At 59.7% G+C, this 16,507-nt stretch carries 13 protein-coding genes; 6 read left to right on the forward strand and 7 right to left on the reverse strand.

Annotation, left to right across the window (positions count from 1 at the left end):
• Both P8X48_11685 and P8X48_11690 read right to left on the reverse strand, forming a co-directional pair.
• Positions 1–167: iron-sulfur cluster assembly scaffold protein (locus P8X48_11685; protein ID MEJ2107964.1), on the reverse strand; the 167-nt coding region annotated here is incomplete at its 3' end.
• Positions 168–221: 54 nt separating this feature from the next.
• Positions 222–635 carry an Rrf2 family transcriptional regulator gene (locus P8X48_11690; GenBank protein MEJ2107965.1) on the reverse strand — a complete coding sequence of 138 codons (414 nt, stop codon included), beginning with the start codon at positions 633–635 and terminating at the stop codon, positions 222–224.
• Between the two features lie 403 nt (positions 636–1,038).
• On the opposite strand from P8X48_11690, the gene pepN reads away from it, so the two are divergent.
• The 4 genes from pepN to P8X48_11710 are packed head-to-tail and all read left to right on the forward strand — an operon-like array spanning position 1,039 to position 8,046.
• Complete coding sequence (gene pepN / locus P8X48_11695) at positions 1,039–3,681, forward strand: aminopeptidase N (GenBank protein ID MEJ2107966.1); 2,643 nt, start codon at positions 1,039–1,041, stop codon at positions 3,679–3,681.
• A gap of 47 nt (positions 3,682–3,728) precedes the next feature.
• Positions 3,729–4,850 (forward strand): site-2 protease family protein, encoded by a 1,122-nt coding sequence (locus P8X48_11700; GenBank protein ID MEJ2107967.1) that lies wholly within the window; start codon positions 3,729–3,731, stop codon positions 4,848–4,850.
• A 30-nt stretch (positions 4,851–4,880) separates the two neighbouring features.
• On the forward strand, positions 4,881–7,289 hold the full coding sequence (locus tag P8X48_11705) for an AAA family ATPase (GenBank protein MEJ2107968.1): 2,409 nt from the start codon (positions 4,881–4,883) through the stop codon (positions 7,287–7,289).
• Entirely contained in the window at positions 7,282–8,046 is a 765-nt protein-coding gene (locus P8X48_11710; GenBank protein ID MEJ2107969.1) for a hypothetical protein, read from the forward strand. Before P8X48_11705 ends, P8X48_11710 begins: the two co-directional genes overlap by 8 nt.
• A gap of 48 nt (positions 8,047–8,094) precedes the next feature.
• Here the strand turns inward: P8X48_11710 and P8X48_11715 are convergent, their stop codons facing one another.
• Entirely contained in the window at positions 8,095–8,937 is an 843-nt protein-coding gene (locus P8X48_11715) for a metal-dependent hydrolase (GenBank protein MEJ2107970.1), read from the reverse strand.
• Positions 8,938–9,055: 118 nt separating this feature from the next.
• On the opposite strand from P8X48_11715, the gene P8X48_11720 reads away from it, so the two are divergent.
• Both P8X48_11720 and P8X48_11725 read left to right on the forward strand, forming a co-directional pair.
• Positions 9,056–10,333: a beta-ketoacyl-[acyl-carrier-protein] synthase family protein gene (locus P8X48_11720; GenBank protein MEJ2107971.1), complete on the forward strand. Its 1,278-nt coding sequence runs from the start codon at positions 9,056–9,058 to the stop codon at positions 10,331–10,333.
• A 166-nt stretch (positions 10,334–10,499) separates the two neighbouring features.
• Positions 10,500–11,408, forward strand: coding sequence for a crotonase/enoyl-CoA hydratase family protein (locus P8X48_11725; protein MEJ2107972.1), 909 nt, complete (start codon positions 10,500–10,502; stop codon positions 11,406–11,408).
• A 7-nt stretch (positions 11,409–11,415) separates the two neighbouring features.
• Here P8X48_11725 and P8X48_11730 read toward each other — a convergent pair whose 3' ends face one another.
• The 4 genes from P8X48_11730 to P8X48_11745 form a co-directional block, all read right to left on the reverse strand.
• Positions 11,416–12,150, reverse strand: a complete 735-nt coding sequence (locus P8X48_11730) for a response regulator (GenBank protein ID MEJ2107973.1) — start codon at positions 12,148–12,150, stop codon at positions 11,416–11,418.
• A complete protein-coding gene (locus tag P8X48_11735; protein MEJ2107974.1) occupies positions 12,080–13,825 on the reverse strand; it encodes an ATP-binding protein in 1,746 nt (581 codons plus the stop codon). Before P8X48_11735 ends, P8X48_11730 begins: the two co-directional genes overlap by 71 nt.
• Positions 13,826–14,052: 227 nt before the next feature.
• The gene (locus P8X48_11740) at positions 14,053–15,147 is read right to left on the reverse strand and encodes a two-component system response regulator (protein MEJ2107975.1); all 1,095 of its coding nucleotides are present in this window, start codon (positions 15,145–15,147) and stop codon (positions 14,053–14,055) included.
• 288 nt (positions 15,148–15,435) lie between these two features.
• Positions 15,436–15,975, reverse strand: coding sequence for an SCP2 sterol-binding domain-containing protein (locus P8X48_11745; GenBank protein MEJ2107976.1), 540 nt, complete (start codon positions 15,973–15,975; stop codon positions 15,436–15,438).
• Positions 15,976–16,507: the final 532 nt, after the last annotated feature.

Below are 16,507 nucleotides of genomic sequence, written 5' to 3' on the forward strand. Positions count from 1 at the left end.
GCATCCTCGATGATGCCCTGGTCATTGACCCGGATCTGCAGTTTCATGACGTCGCCACAGGCCGGTGCCCCGACCATGCCGGTGCCGACCGAGGCATCGTCCTTGTTCAGGGCCCCCACATTGCGGGGGTTTTCATAATGATCGAGAACCTTGTCGCTGTATGCCATGGGATACTCCTCGGCCGCCCTGGCGGGCGACCCGGTGCGATTGGGGTGTGCCGCTCAGGCGACTTTGCGTTCCTCAGCGGACTCGCGGTGCAGGACCGAGGCGAGGCTGACACCCTGCAGGTAGCGATACAGACGTGTGCTGAAGTCGTCCCAGATCCGGTCGGTCTCGCTGCGTGTGTCCTCACCCCCGCCTGTGTAGGGGCGATAGGCCTGATCGTCCACGGCGGTGATGATTTCCGCGATGGAAATGTCCTCCGCGGGACGGGCCAGGCGATAACCGCCGCCCGGGCCACGGATTCCCGTGACCACGCCGCTACGGCGCAGTTGCGCAAACAGCTGTTCCAGATAGGAAAGGGAGATTCCCTGATCCGAAGACAGGTCCGCCAGCGTCTTGGTGCCACGGTTTTCGCGCAGCCCCAGCCGGACCATTGCCGAAACGGCAAACCGGGCTTTCCTGGAGATTTTCATGGCTTCACCTCCTAAACGTCTCTCGATCCTGTCCGTGGCTACGGAACCGTCGAAAAGTTGACTGGATCAGTCAAATTATAAAAGTTTACTGTTATAGTCAAGTATTTCCGGGTATCCCAAAAGAGGGGGTGCTGCGTTATACGGCGAAAAACAGGTTTTTCCCGTGCCGCCGATCCAGGCGGACCGGACCCGCGTTACCGGCCGGCGACTGACAGTGTGGCTCGCGGCGCGTACGCGAAAGCCCTTGAAGAGTCATGGCAAATGGATCAACGTAGTTCGGACGACAGAATAAGGTTCGCTTGCCGTGCCCTGTTGGGTTCGGAGCAGGAATGGGTTGTTCGCGATCGCACAGGTATGCTGGACGGCCGTTGAACCCGGACCCGGAATTTCAGGTCACACTGATATGCTGAAAGACACTCCCGTCGCAATTCATCTGCGGGACTATCGCCCGCCGGATTTTCTGATCGATACCGTCGAGCTTGATTTTGATCTCGGGCCCGACGCGACCACCGTGCATTCGCGGCTCGCGATTCGGCGCAACCCCGCCGGGCGTCCCGGTGCCCCGCTGGTGCTGAACGGCGAAGAACTCGAGCTCCTTTCACTCGCAATCAATGGCGCTGTCCTCGGAGCGGAGCGCTATCGCGTGGATGACAACGGGCTGCAGCTTGGCGAGGTGCCGGACCGGTTCACCCTGGAGGTCGCGACCCGGATTCATCCGGCCATGAACACAGCGCTGGAGGGCCTGTACGTGTCGAACGACATGTTCTGCACGCAATGCGAGGCCGAAGGATTCCGGAGGATCACCTACTATCTGGATCGCTCGGATGTAATGGCGCGTTTCCGTACGCGTATCGTTGCCGATGCCGGAGCATGTCCGGTGATGCTGTCCAATGGCAACCTGGTGGAACAGGGTGTACTTGACGATGGCCGTCACTGGGTCGTCTGGGATGATCCGTTTCCCAAGCCGAGCTATCTGTTTGCCCTGGTGGCGGGGCGGCTGGACGTTCGCGAGGACGAATACACAACCGGCTCCGGTCGCCGCGTGGCCCTTCGTGTGTATGTGCGACCGGGTGATCTGGACAAGACCGCCCATGCCATGGACTCCCTCAAGAAGGCCATGGCCTGGGACGAAGCGACCTTTGGTCTGGAATACGATCTCGACATCTACATGATTGTTGCCGTGAGCGACTTCAATATGGGTGCCATGGAGAACAAGGGTCTGAATGTATTCAATACTGCCTTCGTTCTTGCGCGACCCGACACGGCCACCGACAGCGACTACGCGAACATCGAAGGCGTGATCGGGCACGAATATTTTCACAACTGGTCGGGAAACCGCGTGACCTGCCGCGACTGGTTCCAGCTAAGCCTGAAGGAAGGTCTGACCGTATTTCGCGACCAGGAATTCAGTGCCGACATGGGGTCGCGGGCGGTCAAGCGCATCGACGATGTGCGCATGTTGCGCGCGCGCCAGTTTCCGGAAGACGCGGGGCCCATGGCACACCCGGTGCGGCCTGAATCGTACGTGGAGGTGAACAACTTCTACACCGCTACGGTGTACGAGAAGGGTGCCGAGCTCGTACGCATGATCCAGACCCTGGTGGGCCGCGAGGGCTTTCGCCGAGGCATGGATCTTTATTTCGAGCGCCACGATGGCCAGGCGGTGACCACCGACGACTTCGTGCAGGCCATGGCCGATGCCAACGATATGGACCTGGAGCAGTTCCGCCGCTGGTACCGCCAGGCCGGTACCCCGGTGCTCACGGCGCGCGGGATCTACGACGCGGACGGGCAGACGTATCGGCTGGAGCTGGCACAACACACCGCGCCGACGCCCGGGCAGCCGGACAAGGAGCCATTGCATATTCCGGTATGCCTGGGTCTGCTCAATAGCGACGGCAGCGATTTGCCGCTGGTCCTGGCTGATGGCACGGAGGTGGCACCGGGGCAGCCTCTGCATCTGCGTGAGGAATCGGCATCGTTTACCTTTGTGAACATAGCGCGCCCGCCCACGTTGTCGCTGTCGCGGGGGTTTTCGGCGCCGGTGCGGCTGGAGACCGATCTTGATGACGAAGCTCTGGCGTTCCTGTTTGCTCATGATACGGATGCGTTCAATCGCTGGGATGCGGGACAGGAACTCGCAACCCGCGTCATGCAGCGCATGGTCACGGAAATCCAGGCCGATCAGACCCCGGCGGTGGATCGGCTCTACATCGACGCCCTTGAAACCATGCTCGCGCGCACGGATCTCGATCCGGCCCTGGTGGCCGAGGCACTGGTGCCAGCGGGAGAAGGAGTTCTGACCGAGCTTTCCGATTGCGCCGATCCCGATGCGATCCACGAGGCCCGAACTGGTCTGCGGCGCACCGTTGCCCAGGCCCTGCGGGACCGGCTGATCGAGGTGTACGAAATGAACCACGACGGCGGGCCCTACCGTCTGGCGCCCGATGCCATGGCGCGCAGACGCCTCAAGAATTGCGTGCTGGGGATCCTGGCGGAGAACAGTGACCCGGTTACAATCGATCTGATTTCAAAACAGTATCGCACTGCGGACAACATGACCGATCGCATCGGCGCTCTGCTGCCATTGATGGAAATTGATTGCCCGGAGCGTGCCGAGAGCCTGGAGGATTTCTATCAGCGTGGGCGCGAAGATGCCCTGGTACTCGACAAATGGTTTGCCATACAGGCCGGGTGTTCACGTCCGGACACCCTGGCTCGTGTACGGGAACTTTTGTTGCATCCCTCGTTCGAAATTCGCAACCCCAACAAGGTGCGGGCATTGATCGGCACCTTCGCCCACCGGAACCTGGTGCGTTTCCACGGCGTTGACGGAGCCGGATACCGTTTTGTAGCAGACCAGGTATTGCAGCTGGATTCCCTGAATCCCCAGGTTGCGGCGAGGCTGGTGGGCGCGTTCAATCGTTGGCGCAAGTACGACAACACCCGCCAAGGCCTGATACGGGAAGAGTTGGAGCGCATTCTCGAAACCGATGGCCTTTCGCGGGCCGTATATGAGATTGTTTCCCTCGCTCTTCAAGACTAGTGACGGAAGGCATACGGTAAGCTGAGAAATCGCGGTAAGATAGAAAAATGCTCGAATCATCCCTGAAGATCGGTTCAGTTGCCGGCATCCGCATTGGCATCCACTATACGTGGCTGATCGTATTCGTGCTGATCAGCTGGACGCTCAATACTTACTTTGCCGCCAGCCATCCCGATTGGTCCTCGACGACAACATTGGCGGCTTCTGTCATTTCGGCACTGCTTTTCTTTGGCAGTATCATCCTGCACGAACTCGGGCACAGTATCGTTGCCATTCGCCGCGGTATCAGCGTTCGTTCGATTACCTTGTTCATCTTTGGTGGCGTCGCGCAATCGGAGCGTGATTCCGACAGCGCGCTGACGGAATTTCTTGTGGCCATTGCCGGGCCAGTGGTCAGCCTGCTCCTCGCCGGTTTCTTCGATGTGATGCGCATTGTGTTGTCGCCGATCAGTGATGTGGCAATGGAGGCATGCAGATGGCTTTCAATCATCAATTTCGCCGTCGCACTGTTCAACATGGTCCCCGGGTTCCCTCTCGACGGCGGTCGTGTGTTTCGTTCGCTCGTGTGGGGCGCAACGGGAAATGCGGTCAAGGGCATGAACTGGGCCGTGACAGCGGGCAAGATTGTGGCCTACGGCCTCATGGGCCTTGGGATTTATGCGAGCCTGAGCATTGGCTCCATTTTTGCCGGCGTCTGGTACTTCGCAATTGGCTGGTTCCTTCTGGTTTCGGCCCAGGCCAGTGGTCGTGCCTTTGTCGTGGATCGCGTGACCCACGGCCTCACGGTGCGTGACCTGATGGTTCGCGAGGTGCCGACGGTTACCGCCGTCACGTCCATCGCCGATTGGATTAATGAAGACGTACTGACCGAGGGAACGCGGGCCGACATCGTCCTGGACAATGGCAGGGCTGTCGGACTGGTCTCAGTGACCGACAGCAAAAAGGTCCCGCGGGAACGTTGGGCCACTACACCGGTGCGGGACATCATGACGCCGATGTCGGGTCTCAAGACCCTGGCGCCCGACATGGCAGCCGCCGCTGCCCTGGAGCAGATGGCGGGTCTCTCCCTGAACGAAATGCCGGTGCTGGAGGGGGCGGAAGTCGTCGGCTGGGTGGATCGCGAGCATCTGGCGAAACTCCTGCGCCTGCGTATGGAAACCGCAGACTGAGCCCGGCGACGCCCGGGAAAGAACCGCATCATGCCTGTCCAGCCGCTTAAACCGGAACAGCTCTATACCGTCTGCGATCCCGCAGGGCTCCGTTTTGCATCCACGACTGAATTGCGGGATCTCGAGGAAGTTGTCGGTCAACAACGCGCGGTCGAGGCAATCGCCTTCGGTGTGGGCATACAGCGGCCCGGCTACAATCTGTACGCACTCGGTCCCACGGGAAGTGGCAAGCGTTCCGTGGTGCAACGGTTTGTGGAGAGCAAGGCAGCTACCGAGACCGTTCCCCAGGACTGGTGCTACGTAAACAACTTCGCAGATCCGCACAAACCCAATGCGATCGGCCTGCCCGCGGGTACGGCCGCCAGCCTGCGGAAGGAAATGCTTCAGCTGGTTGAAGAGTTGCGGCGCGCGGTACCGGAGGCACTGGAAAGCGATGCCTATCGCGCCCGCCTGCAGGAGATCGAGGATGCCCTGAAAGAGAAACAGGAAGAGTTGTTTGAGACCTTGCAGAAGGAGGCGCACGCACACGATATCACGATGTTGCGCACGCCGACCGGTTTTGCCTTTGCGCCTATGCGCAAAGGGGAGGTAATCAAGCCCGACGAATACGAGAAGCTTTCGGCCAGCGACAAGCAAGCCATCGAACAGACGGTAGCCCGCTTGCAGGAGGATCTGGAACGATTGATCCAGCAGGTTCCGCGCTGGCGTCGCGAGAGCCAGGCGGAAGTGCATCAACTCAACCGGGACGTTGTCATGAGTGCCGTCGGCCAGCTGATCGACGAGTTGCGGCGCCAGTTCTCCCTGCTCCCGGAAGTACTGACCTATCTCGACGCGGTCCAGCAGGATGTGATTGACCATGCCGACCAGTTTCGCCGCACGGATGAGATGGAGAATCCTCTTGCGGGTTTGATGATGGCCGAGCAGGAGCACCGTGAGACGTTCGTCAATCGATATGCCGTCAATATTCTGGTCGACAACAGCGGGACCACCGGGGCACCGGTCGTCTACGTGGACAATCCCACCTATCCGATTCTGGTGGGCCGCGTCGAGCACCGTGCCCAGCTCGGTGCGCTAATTACCGATTTCACCATGATCAAGCCCGGCGCACTGCATCAGGCCAATGGCGGATACCTGATTCTGGATGCGCGCAAGGTGCTGTTGCAGCCCTACGCCTGGGATGGTCTGAAGCGGGTGCTGCAGTCGGGCAAGATGCGCATTGAATCGCTGGGTCAGGTATTCAGCCTGGTCAGTACGGTCTCGCTGGAGCCCGAAGACGTTCCGGTGGCGGTGAAGATCGTTCTGCTCGGCGATCGCAGTCTCTACTACCTGCTGAGCGAACTCGATCCCGATTTTGCGGAACTGTTCAAGGTGGCCGTGGATTTCGATGACATCATGTCCCGCACTCCGGAAGATCTTGACCAGTACGCACGTCTGATCGCAACCCTCTGTCGACGGGAGGAGTTGCATCCAATGGACCCGTCCGCGGTCGCGCGAGTTATCGAACACAGTTCGCGGCTGGTCGAGGATACGGAAAAGCTTTCGACCCGCTTTGGCCGAATTGCGGATCTTCTGCGTGAAGCGGACTATTGGGCCGCTACGGCGGGCAGTGAAGTGGTCGCGGCCGGACACGTGCAGCAGGCAATCGATACCCGCGAGCAGCGCCAGTCCCGCATTCGCGAACGTTGGCAGGAAGAGACACAGCGTGGCGTATTGTTGATTGACACCGCGGGCGAAGGCGTGGGCCAGGTCAACGGTTTGTCCGTGGCGGTGCTGGGCGAATATGCCTTCGGCCACCCCAGCCGGATCACGGCCAGCGCCCGTGTCGGCAAGGGAGAGGTGGTGGACATTGAGCGCGAGATCGAGCTCGGTGGACCGATTCATTCCAAGGGAATCCTGATCCTGTCCGGATTCCTGTCCGGGCGCTACTGCCCGGAACAACCGTTGTCGGTTTCCGCCAGCCTGGTCCTGGAGCAGACCTACGGCGGAGTCGAGGGAGACAGCGCGTCCGCGGCGGAACTGTTTGCCCTGTTGTCGGCCCTGGCCAGCGCTCCGGTTCGTCAGGCCATCGCCGTGACCGGCTCGATCAATCAGCATGGCCAGATCCAGGCCATCGGCGGGGTGAATGAAAAGATCGAGGGTTTCTATGATGTGTGTGCGGCGCGCGATCTCAGTGGCGACCAGGGCGTGATCATTCCTCATGCGAATATCGAGCATCTGATGTTGCGGAAGGATATCGTCGACGCCGTATCGGCAGGCCGCTTCAATATATGGGCAATCAAGACCGTGGACGAGGGCATGGAATTGTTGACCGGGATCGAGGCCGGTGCGCGCAACGAGCAGGGCGAGTATCCGGCCGACAGTATCAATCGCCGCGTCGAGGATAAACTCCGTGTCATGGCCGAACAGGCACGCCGGCATGAAGAGGAATCCGATGACTGAGCCGGCGAAGGTGGTTCGACGCCGTATCCTGGTGGCGCTGGACGCTACCGGGCACAGCCTTGCCGCACTGGATGCCGCCGCGGAACTGGCGACGCTGCTCGATGCCGACCTGTCCAGCATTTTCGTTGAGGATGCTGACCTGCTGCGACTTGCCGGACTGCCGTTTGCGCGGGAGGCGGGGCCAGGCCTCCCGTCCCGGCGGGTTCCGGGTATCGCGTCGATGGAGCGGACCCTGCAGCGCCTTGCAGGTCAGGCGCGCGCGGCCGCGCAGAATATTCCCGCTCGCCATCAGGTCAGCTGCAGCTTTGCGGTTGCCCGGGGCCGGGTATTGACGGAGGTGCTGGCAGCTGCCAAGGGAGCCGATATCGTCGCTGTCGGTGTCCGCGGCCGGGTGACCGTCAGGTATGGCGAGACTCTGGACACCCCTGTAGTCGTTCTGTATGAGGGCGTACCCGGTTCGGAGAGGGCGCTGCGGGCCGCCGCGGAACTGGCCCAGCGGCGCGATGGAAGACTGCTCGTGCTTGTCTTTGGCCCGGCCGAGGTGCTGGGGGAGCTGAAGAAACAGGCCAAGGCCGGTCTGGACCCCGGGCTGGAAGCGACATTCCGCCGGTTTCCGGAAGAGCAAAGTCGTGAACTGGTTTCTTTTCTTTCGCGGGAAGGGTGCGGCGTGCTGCTACTGGCGCACGACAGCCCGCTGCTCGCTCGTGATGGGGCAACATTTGCGCAGTTGCGCTGTCCGGTTCTGGCGATACGCTGACCGGAAATCCTCGGCTGCAATGCCTGATCGGCGGGGTGGATCCGGTTTCTATTCAGGGCTTGGTGAAGGTCCACCGGCCAAGCGGGCAAAGTCACCTTCGAATACCGCTTCGGCCAGTGCTTGGTCGTTTTCCTGCCGGGGATGGAAGCCTGGCCGGCAATAGCGGGCAATTCCGGAAACCGTTCCTGCGATCATCCGGTCGCGTCGAATCAGATGGAGCCAGGCGTCCCGAACGGTGCGCCAGCGAAAAAGCTGGTGATCCTGGGCCAACAGGAAAACGGAGCCAATGGTGAAGGTCAGGTACATGGCGGGTGCAACAAACAGCATGGCAAGTGAGCGAAGGGCCCATCCGATTCCTATGGCACGCAACACGTCGAAGCTGACTGACTTGTGTTCAATCTCCTCCGCGAAGTGATACTCAAATAGCAGCCGCATGTAGGGATCGGAGTTGTGCAACAATTTCCTGGAGAGAAACAGCCTTGCAAGTAGCGCATTGATATGTTCGATCGCAGCCACGATGGCAACATGGATACGTAGCGGAAGGACCGGTTCGATCACGCGATACAGGACGATGCTTGTGATTCTGACGAAACCATTTGTTCTGAATCCCTGGTGGGTCAGATTGTTCCAGTACCGGCGATGTGCCATACCGTGTTCACCTTCCTGCCGGAAAAATGCGAGCAAATCCTTTTTTAGTCCCGGATCGTCGATTCGACCCAGAATTTTTCGTAGTGTGCGGATATAGTAAAGCTCGTTGTCCGGTACGAGCAGGGTGTAGGTATTCAGGATCGCCGTCAGAAACGGACTCCCGTTTGCCCAATAGCGAGGGATGTCGTCGGGGAATGCGACGCGGAACCGCCGGGGCGTAATGGTATGGACACCGGATTCCATTCGCCCATTGTATCAGTTATTGGGGTATGATCTTCGGTACACGGAGGGACAAGGAGGTACTGGAGTCGATCCGAACTGTTGCTGAAGGCCAGCGAGGCCAGGAACGAAGAGTGTCATCTTGGACAATCGAGTCAAACGCGACGTCGTAGTAACGGGGATCGGAATCCTGTCGCCCCTGGGTGCAGACTCCAGGAGTACCTGGAAGAAGATCCTGGACGGTACGTGTGGAATTCGAGTTCTCGAATCACCAGTGGGGTTCGGGCAATACCTGATCCGGCAGGGTGGCCGGGTCGTATCGCATTCCCTTCCCGCGTTCCTGGATGCCCGCGAGGCGAATCGCCTGCCTCCGTACATGCGCTTTGGGCTGGTCGCTGCGGATGAAGCGTTTCGCGACGCCGGTCTTTCCGACGGGAACGCGACCCTTGAGCGCATGGGCGTAGTGGCCGGCTCGGTTTGCGGGGGCGCCGAAGTGATCCACGACAGTATCGACGCCATACTCAGGCGGGGGCCCCGGGCCGTTTCTCCAAGGTTCGTCATGTATGCGCCGATCAACATGTTGGCGGGCGAGCTGTCGGTACGCCTTGGACTCAAGGGTCCACAACTCGCCTTGTCGACCCACGGCACGACGGGTATCAATGCGATCGGCCGGGCCCAGCGCATCATTCAGTATGGGGATGCCGACATCATGCTCGCCGGTGCGTCCGATGCGCCCCTGAGCGACATCATCGCAGCGGCATTTGCGGCGGATGGTTCTCTGAGCCCCGGTACCGGGGGCACCAAACCTTGCCTGCAACCGTTCGGCTCGTCGCGGGATGGAACCGTGCTTTCCGAGGGAGCTGCCATGCTCGTCCTGGAGGAGCGCGCCCACGCCGAACGACGGGGGGCCCATATCTATGCCCAACTTGCTGGCTACGCCAGTACGTGCGACGCCCACGACCGCGCGGATCCAAGCCCTCATGGCGAGGGCCTCGCCCGTGCCATGCGCCTCGCGATCCAGGATGCGGGGATGCACGAAGGGGCCGTGCACTACGTCAGTGCATATGGCGAATCCAGCCCGCAGGGGGACCGCGCGGAGTGTGACGCAATTGAGCGTGTAGTCCGCTCTTCTCCGCGGCCGCCCATGGTCAGTGCACCCAAGTCTCAACTGGGGCACCTCATGGGTGCAGCCGGCGCGATCGAAGCGGCTCTCACGGTCCTGGCGGTTCGGGATCAACAGGTTCCACCGACCCTTGGGGTGAGGCAGAAGGGAGCAGGTTGTATCGTGGATATTTCACCGCAGCCTCGTTCAGGCGCGATCGATTTCGCGCTCTCGAACAGTTACGGCTACGGTGGCAACAATGCGGTCCTGGCATGGAAGAGGGCTCTAATACCCGATCCCGCTGCAATTGGTAGTTGACAACCAAAAAATTAGTCCTTTCAATGGAGGGCCGGCGTCATCAAAGACAAGGGAAACGGGCCAGGGAAAAGGCATAGAAACGGACAGGGGACTCCGGACATGGAACAAGAAACGGGGGGTGCTTCGACAACGAACTGATGGGAGATTGCACCCGATGAAGCCACAAATGTCAGTACAGCCGGTATTCCCGGCAAGCCAACCTCTTCGCGAAATCGTCAAATCCTATACCGAGGGCTCAATGTACGGCGACGCCGATCTTGGTGCGCTGTTCTTCTCGATGAATCCGAGCCCTCTGCCGAGCTACACACCCGGGCTGCTGGAATCGATCCGGCAGGCAGCGGACGATGCGCGGACCCTCATCAACGACGATATAGCGCGGGATGGATACAGCCTGTGGAAATACATTGTTGTCACCTCGGCCTATTCGAAGATTTTCAGCCTCGGCGGTGACCTGGGTCTCTTCATCGACCTGATCCGCAAGCGTGATCGGGAAGGACTCTTCGAGTATGGAAAAAGTTGTGTCGACCTGACTTACCATTGGTCGCGGTCCCTGGACTTGCCGATTACCGGTATCAGCCTGATTGAGGGAACCGCGCAGGGCGGCGGCCTGGAAATGGCGCTGGCATCCAATCTGATCGTCGCCGAGCGCGGCGCGACCATGGGCTTCCCGGAGGTCAGCTTCGGCCTGTTTGCGGGCATGGGTGCAATGCACTTCATGAGCCAACGCATCACTCCCGGAGAAGCCCAGCAGATCTTCCTGTCAGGCAAGGTCTACAGCGCGGAAGAGTTTCACGAGCGGGGTCTGATCGACGTTCTGGTCGAAACGGGGGAAGGCCAACAGGCCGTACTCGATATCATCCGTGACACCGACCGTCGCCGGCACGCACGCGAGGCGATCCGCCGCATCCGTACGCAGCAAACACCGGTAGTGTACGAGCACTTGATTGATACGGTCTCCTACTGGGCGGACGCCGCGCTGACACTGTCCGAGCGTGAGTTGAGCCTTATGGAACGAATCGTCAAGACGCAACGTCGGAAGCTTGCGAATCGGGTGCCGGCAGCCGCGGACGCGTGACCCTGGCCTACTGGCCGACGACCTTGGTGTACGAGGTCAGGGCTGCGCTGGACCGTTCAAAGAGTTGGCGCAGCTGGCGTAGTGCCTGTCCGCCTTCGTCGGATGCAAGGAAGCGCGGTGAGGCGGTTTCCAGGCGTCGGCATGCCTCGGACAGGGCGCTCGCCGCGATGGTGCCCGAAGCGCCAACCAGTGCATGCGCGCGGTCGCGAAAGACATCGAACTTCCCGTCATCGCGCAGGCTTTCGAGCTCCTGTATGCGTTGGGTCGTGTCGTCGATGAAATGGTGGATCTGTTTCTGGATCACCTTTGGATCTATTGGAAGTTCCATGAGGTATTCGTAGTCGATCAAGGGTGTCTGGTCGGGAGCTTTCCGTGTCTGGCGGCGTTCGATCCGTAGGCCCTTGGCAGCGCGTTCGACGACGGTGTCTATAGCCTGGACCAATTCATGGGGACGAATGGGCTTGGACAGGAGCAGATCGATATCGGCATCCCGGCACATCTGCTTCGCCTGGGCGGTGATGTCCGCTGTCAGCACGATGAATGGCATCGGTGCGCCCAGCGGGTCCATGGCGCGATAGGCCTTCACGATTTCCAGCCCGGATCGACCCGGCATGTGCAGGTCGACGATAGCCAGATCGAAGTCCCGGTCCGAGAGGGCGTCAATGGCCTCGTCACCATTGCCACAAACATACGGCCGATGGCCTGCGCGTTGCAGAATTTCCTGCAGCAGACTCTGGTTCACGGCCGTATCGTCGGCAACAAGGACGGAAAGACTGCCTCTTGTCCAAAGGAAGGGTCAGTGTGCTGGACAGACCTGCCTTGAGCAGGGTGGGAGTGGGTGGAATGGTTCGCCGCCGAATCATCACCACCGACTGGCGCGAAGGGGTATCGAGACGACCCACTGCATATGCGAAGTCCCGTGCATCGGTCACGGAGCGTTCATCGACGATAACGGTTGTGTACTCTCCGTCGGCGATCACACCCGACAGCATGTCGACAGTCAGGAGGTCGTCCCGAGTGCGCAACGCCAGGCCCCAGCCGCTCAGCCATTCCTGTAGTTGGGTTACCAATGCCTGATCACGAGACACGACCAGGGCGCGGCCGCGGAGCAGCTCGTTGGTCTCCGCGATTTCCTGTCGACGGAAGGGAAGGCTGAAACTGAATGTCGTTCCCACCCCGGGTTCGCTGGACAAAGACAGTTCTCCACCCATGGCTTCGATGATTTCCTTGGAGATGGCCAGCCCCAATCCGGTTCCGCCGTACTTGCGTGTAATCTTGTTGTCGGCCTGTTCGAATCGTTCGAACACATGTGCCTGTGCTTCCTTTGGAATCCCGGCCCCGGTATCGGCTATGGAGAAGGCAATTGTCGTCTCTTTTTCGTCACCCACGGGGCTGACGCGAATCTCGATGTGGCCCTTGTCGGTGAACTTTATTGCATTGCCGACCAGGTTGATCAGGATCTGCCGCAGGCGCAGTTCGTCACCATGCAGAAGATAGGGCGTGCGAGGATCGATATGAATCAAAAAGCGAAGACCTTTCTTTGTCGCCTGGAGCGCCAGCAGCGAGCCCGTATTGTTGATGAGGGCGTGCAGGTCGAAATCGACAGGGTCCAGCGCCAGCTTGCCGGCCTCGATTTTAGTGATGTCCAGAATGTCGTCGATCAACCGCGCGAGATTTTGTGCTGCACTTGAAACTGTCTTTCCAAAGTGCAGCTGCTTGTTGTTGAGGGGCGTGTCCAGAAGCAGGTGAACCATTCCGATGATCGCTTGCAACGGCGTGCGCAGTTCGTGACTCATGCTTGCCAGAAAATTGCTCTTGGCGCGATTGGCTGATTCCGCAGCTTCCAGGGCGTTTGTCAGTCGATTCAGCAAGTTCAGGATGTACAGGGGAAATGCCGCGAGGCCTATGAGCAGCCCGAAACTCAGAATCGGGAACCGCGACCAGAACGGGCTGGTAACCATGACAACGGCGAAACCGGCCATGGAGAGGAACATCGACGCGATCAGATAGCGTGGGCCGAAGCGGATGCCGTTCGCACTGGTTACCCAGAAATAAATGATTACAAGCGGACTGGCCAGCTGACCCCACAAGTACAGGCCGACGGTCGTGATCGAAATGTCCGAGACCATGGCAACCACCCGGCGCACGGGTGAGATCCTCGGATCGATGCCAATCCAGGCGAGGATGGCGATAGAGAACAGGAAGAAGCCGCCGGCGGCCCACAGCCAGGTCCAGTCCGTGTGCCCGACGGTGTGCGTATAGATAGCCGGATATCCCACGACCAACAACATTACCAGGACACGCACGAGCGCCTGACCGACCTCTGTGTCGGGGCGATTGCGGTATCGGGCCAGGATGCGAGTCATCCACGGCTTTTCGCGTGCAGTCTTGAGTGCGTTCGGCTTGCCGTCAGTCATTCCGATCCCCATGCCCCGGGTATTTTTGTCGTTCGCCCCGGTACGGACCACTAAGTGTAGTCGATCTTTTCCGCTTCGGAAGCGCGACATCCCTTCCCGCTACCTTATATATCATATATTTATACAAGTTCGGATCGATGCGGTCGGTATTTTGGTGCGGACAGTGGCGGGGGAACGAATTCGGCCCGACGGGGTGACATCGGGGGAAAGCAGCAAGAATGCCCGGACTAGGGTTCCCGCTTGGTCGCTGCGTCGCTCCGTTGGGTGGCCCGATATGGATTGATATCGTCCTTGAGGTCTTCGTAAATCGTCTTGACCCGATCGATCTGCGCCAGAAAGGCGTCGACGCAGTCCGGGTCAAAATGGCTTTCCCGCGCCCCGTCGAGGTAGTCCAGCGCTTGTGGAATCGCCCAGGCAGGCTTATATGGGCGCTCGGAGGTCAGGGCATCAAATACGTCCGCTACCGCCACAATCCGCGCGGCAAGAGGAATGTCCTCGCCCCGGATGCCGCGCGGGTAGCCCCCGCCATCGAATTTCTCATGGTGACCGAGGGCGATTACGGCGCCAAGCTGAAGGTACTGCGACGGGCTTTCCTTTAGGATTTCAAAGCCTATGAGGGTGTGGCGCTTCATGAACTCCGATTCATCAGGGGTATGGGAGCCGGGCTTGAGCAGGATGTTATCGGGAATTCCGATTTTTCCAATGTCATGCATGGGAGCGGCCCACTCGATGACCCGACAATGGTCTTCCGCCAGGCCCAGGGCCTCCGCAATCAGGCGGGAATACCGGGCCATGCGCAATACGTGGTTTCCTGTCTCCTCGTCCCGGTATTCGCCTGCCTTCGCCAGCCGCAAGAGGGTCTCTTCTTCGCGCTGCCGGATCTCACGGGTCGCATTCAAAACCTGGCGCTCAAGCCATTTTGCCCGGTCCTTGGTCGCCAGTTGCTGACGCCGTAACGCGAGCAGGTTTGCACAACGGGCCCGACACTCGTACTGGTCGACCGGTTTTGTCAGAAAATCGGATGCTCCGGCATCAAGCGCTTCGTAGCGGACGTGTCGGTCTTCCAGGCTGGTGACCATTACCACCGGAATGTCCGCATTGCGGGGACTGGATCGCAGGGAGCGAAGGAACTCGATGCCGTTGATGTTCGGCATGTTGTAGTCAGTCAAAACCAGGTCTACGGGATGTTCCTGGGTCCACGCCAGGGCTTCGGCCGGATCTCCAAACGACTCTACCGACATGTCCTCGCCTATGCTGCGAATCAACTCGGCGAGGATTTCGCGACTGGTCGTGTGGTCGTCGACAACTACAACGGTGGCCATGGGTCCGCAGCTCCTGTAATCCGCGAGCTCTGGGGTGCTCTGATGCCGGGTATCGCCCTGCCGAAGTAGGGACATGAAGACGTGACTTAATGAAGAGTGTAAACAGTTTTCACCAAGACGTGAATTGGATGGGTCGGGGAGGGTCGACCAACGTAGTCAGGGAGCCGACCAGAGTGAGTGCTGTGGGGGTCGGCTGGCCCGCTGCGCGGTCTACGGCCTGAAACAAAAGGGCCGCCCCGCTTGCGGCGGGACAGCCCCGGTTGAGCCTGGTTTGCCTGCCGGAGTTAACTATTTGGCCGGTGTAGCGGCCGGGCAGGAGGAAAAGTCGGCATCGACCTTGCCGGTCAGCCTCAGGAAGCTCTTGAACGGACCCATATTGCCCATGGCCTCGCCCATGGGGCCTCTGAACTTCAGGCGGAAGGTCGTCATTGCCCACATCGGGCCAAGATCACCGGCGCCCATTTTTTTCCAGTTCTTGGTGCTGGCGTGCATGATGTAGTCGTAGCTTGTGTTCGGCTCTTCCGACTGGGCCAGGCCCCCGTAGGTGCACTTGGCGATGCCGTCCTGGTCCTGAATGCGCATTTCCACGCGCGGGGCATTGGGGCAGTCGTTGGTGTAAATCTGCATGATCTTGTAGCCGCGCTTGTTATTGTTATCGACCCAGCCGGATTTCTTCAGCTTCTTGGTCAATACCGGATCCGCATTCCACGCCTTGCACATTGCAGTACCCCATTCGCCCGACATGAATACGGGTGCCGCGGTCGCGGCCGAGGCGTAGCCCAGCGTGGTGGCAGCGGCGAGAGTTGCGATGATGGTGGACAATTTCATGGTGTTCCCCTCTGTGTGTGGTTCAGGTTCCGCGTACGGAAGTCTTCTTAATAGTTGTGTGCGAAGTCGATGTTCGACCGGCAGGACCGGCCTGGATTGCGAAGATCGAAGTCGCGAGGCAGCTTATCGGAAAAATTTGGGGTGAACAACGAAGGCGGATACTGGGGAATTGGGTAAAAGAAGTTCTGCCAAAGCGCGCCTGAAATGCCGACCGCCCGCAATGACAAAATGCAATTCGCTTCGTCGTTGGCCACGCGGTTCCCTTGCTCAAATGGGCTTTGGTCCTGAAGCCTTTGGCGGGTTCGGTAATCTGCATATCTTTCAGAAATACTATTGCATCTCGCCCGCTTTGGCGCGAAAATAGCAGCAGCTTTTTGATTTCTTTTGTTCAATTGCCTGCCGTGCGCAGCCGCATCCAAGCCTGGGAGGTCATCTGAAAGCTGGTTCCGTTAACCCAATCCGCCTAACAAAGCGTGCACCTGACAAGTGGGATTCTGCGCGTTTTATGGCATGGCCGTGGAATCACCGAAAG

It is taken from the genome of Acidiferrobacteraceae bacterium (assembly GCA_037388825.1).
GTDB lineage: Bacteria > Pseudomonadota > Gammaproteobacteria > Acidiferrobacterales > JAJDNE01 > JARRJV01.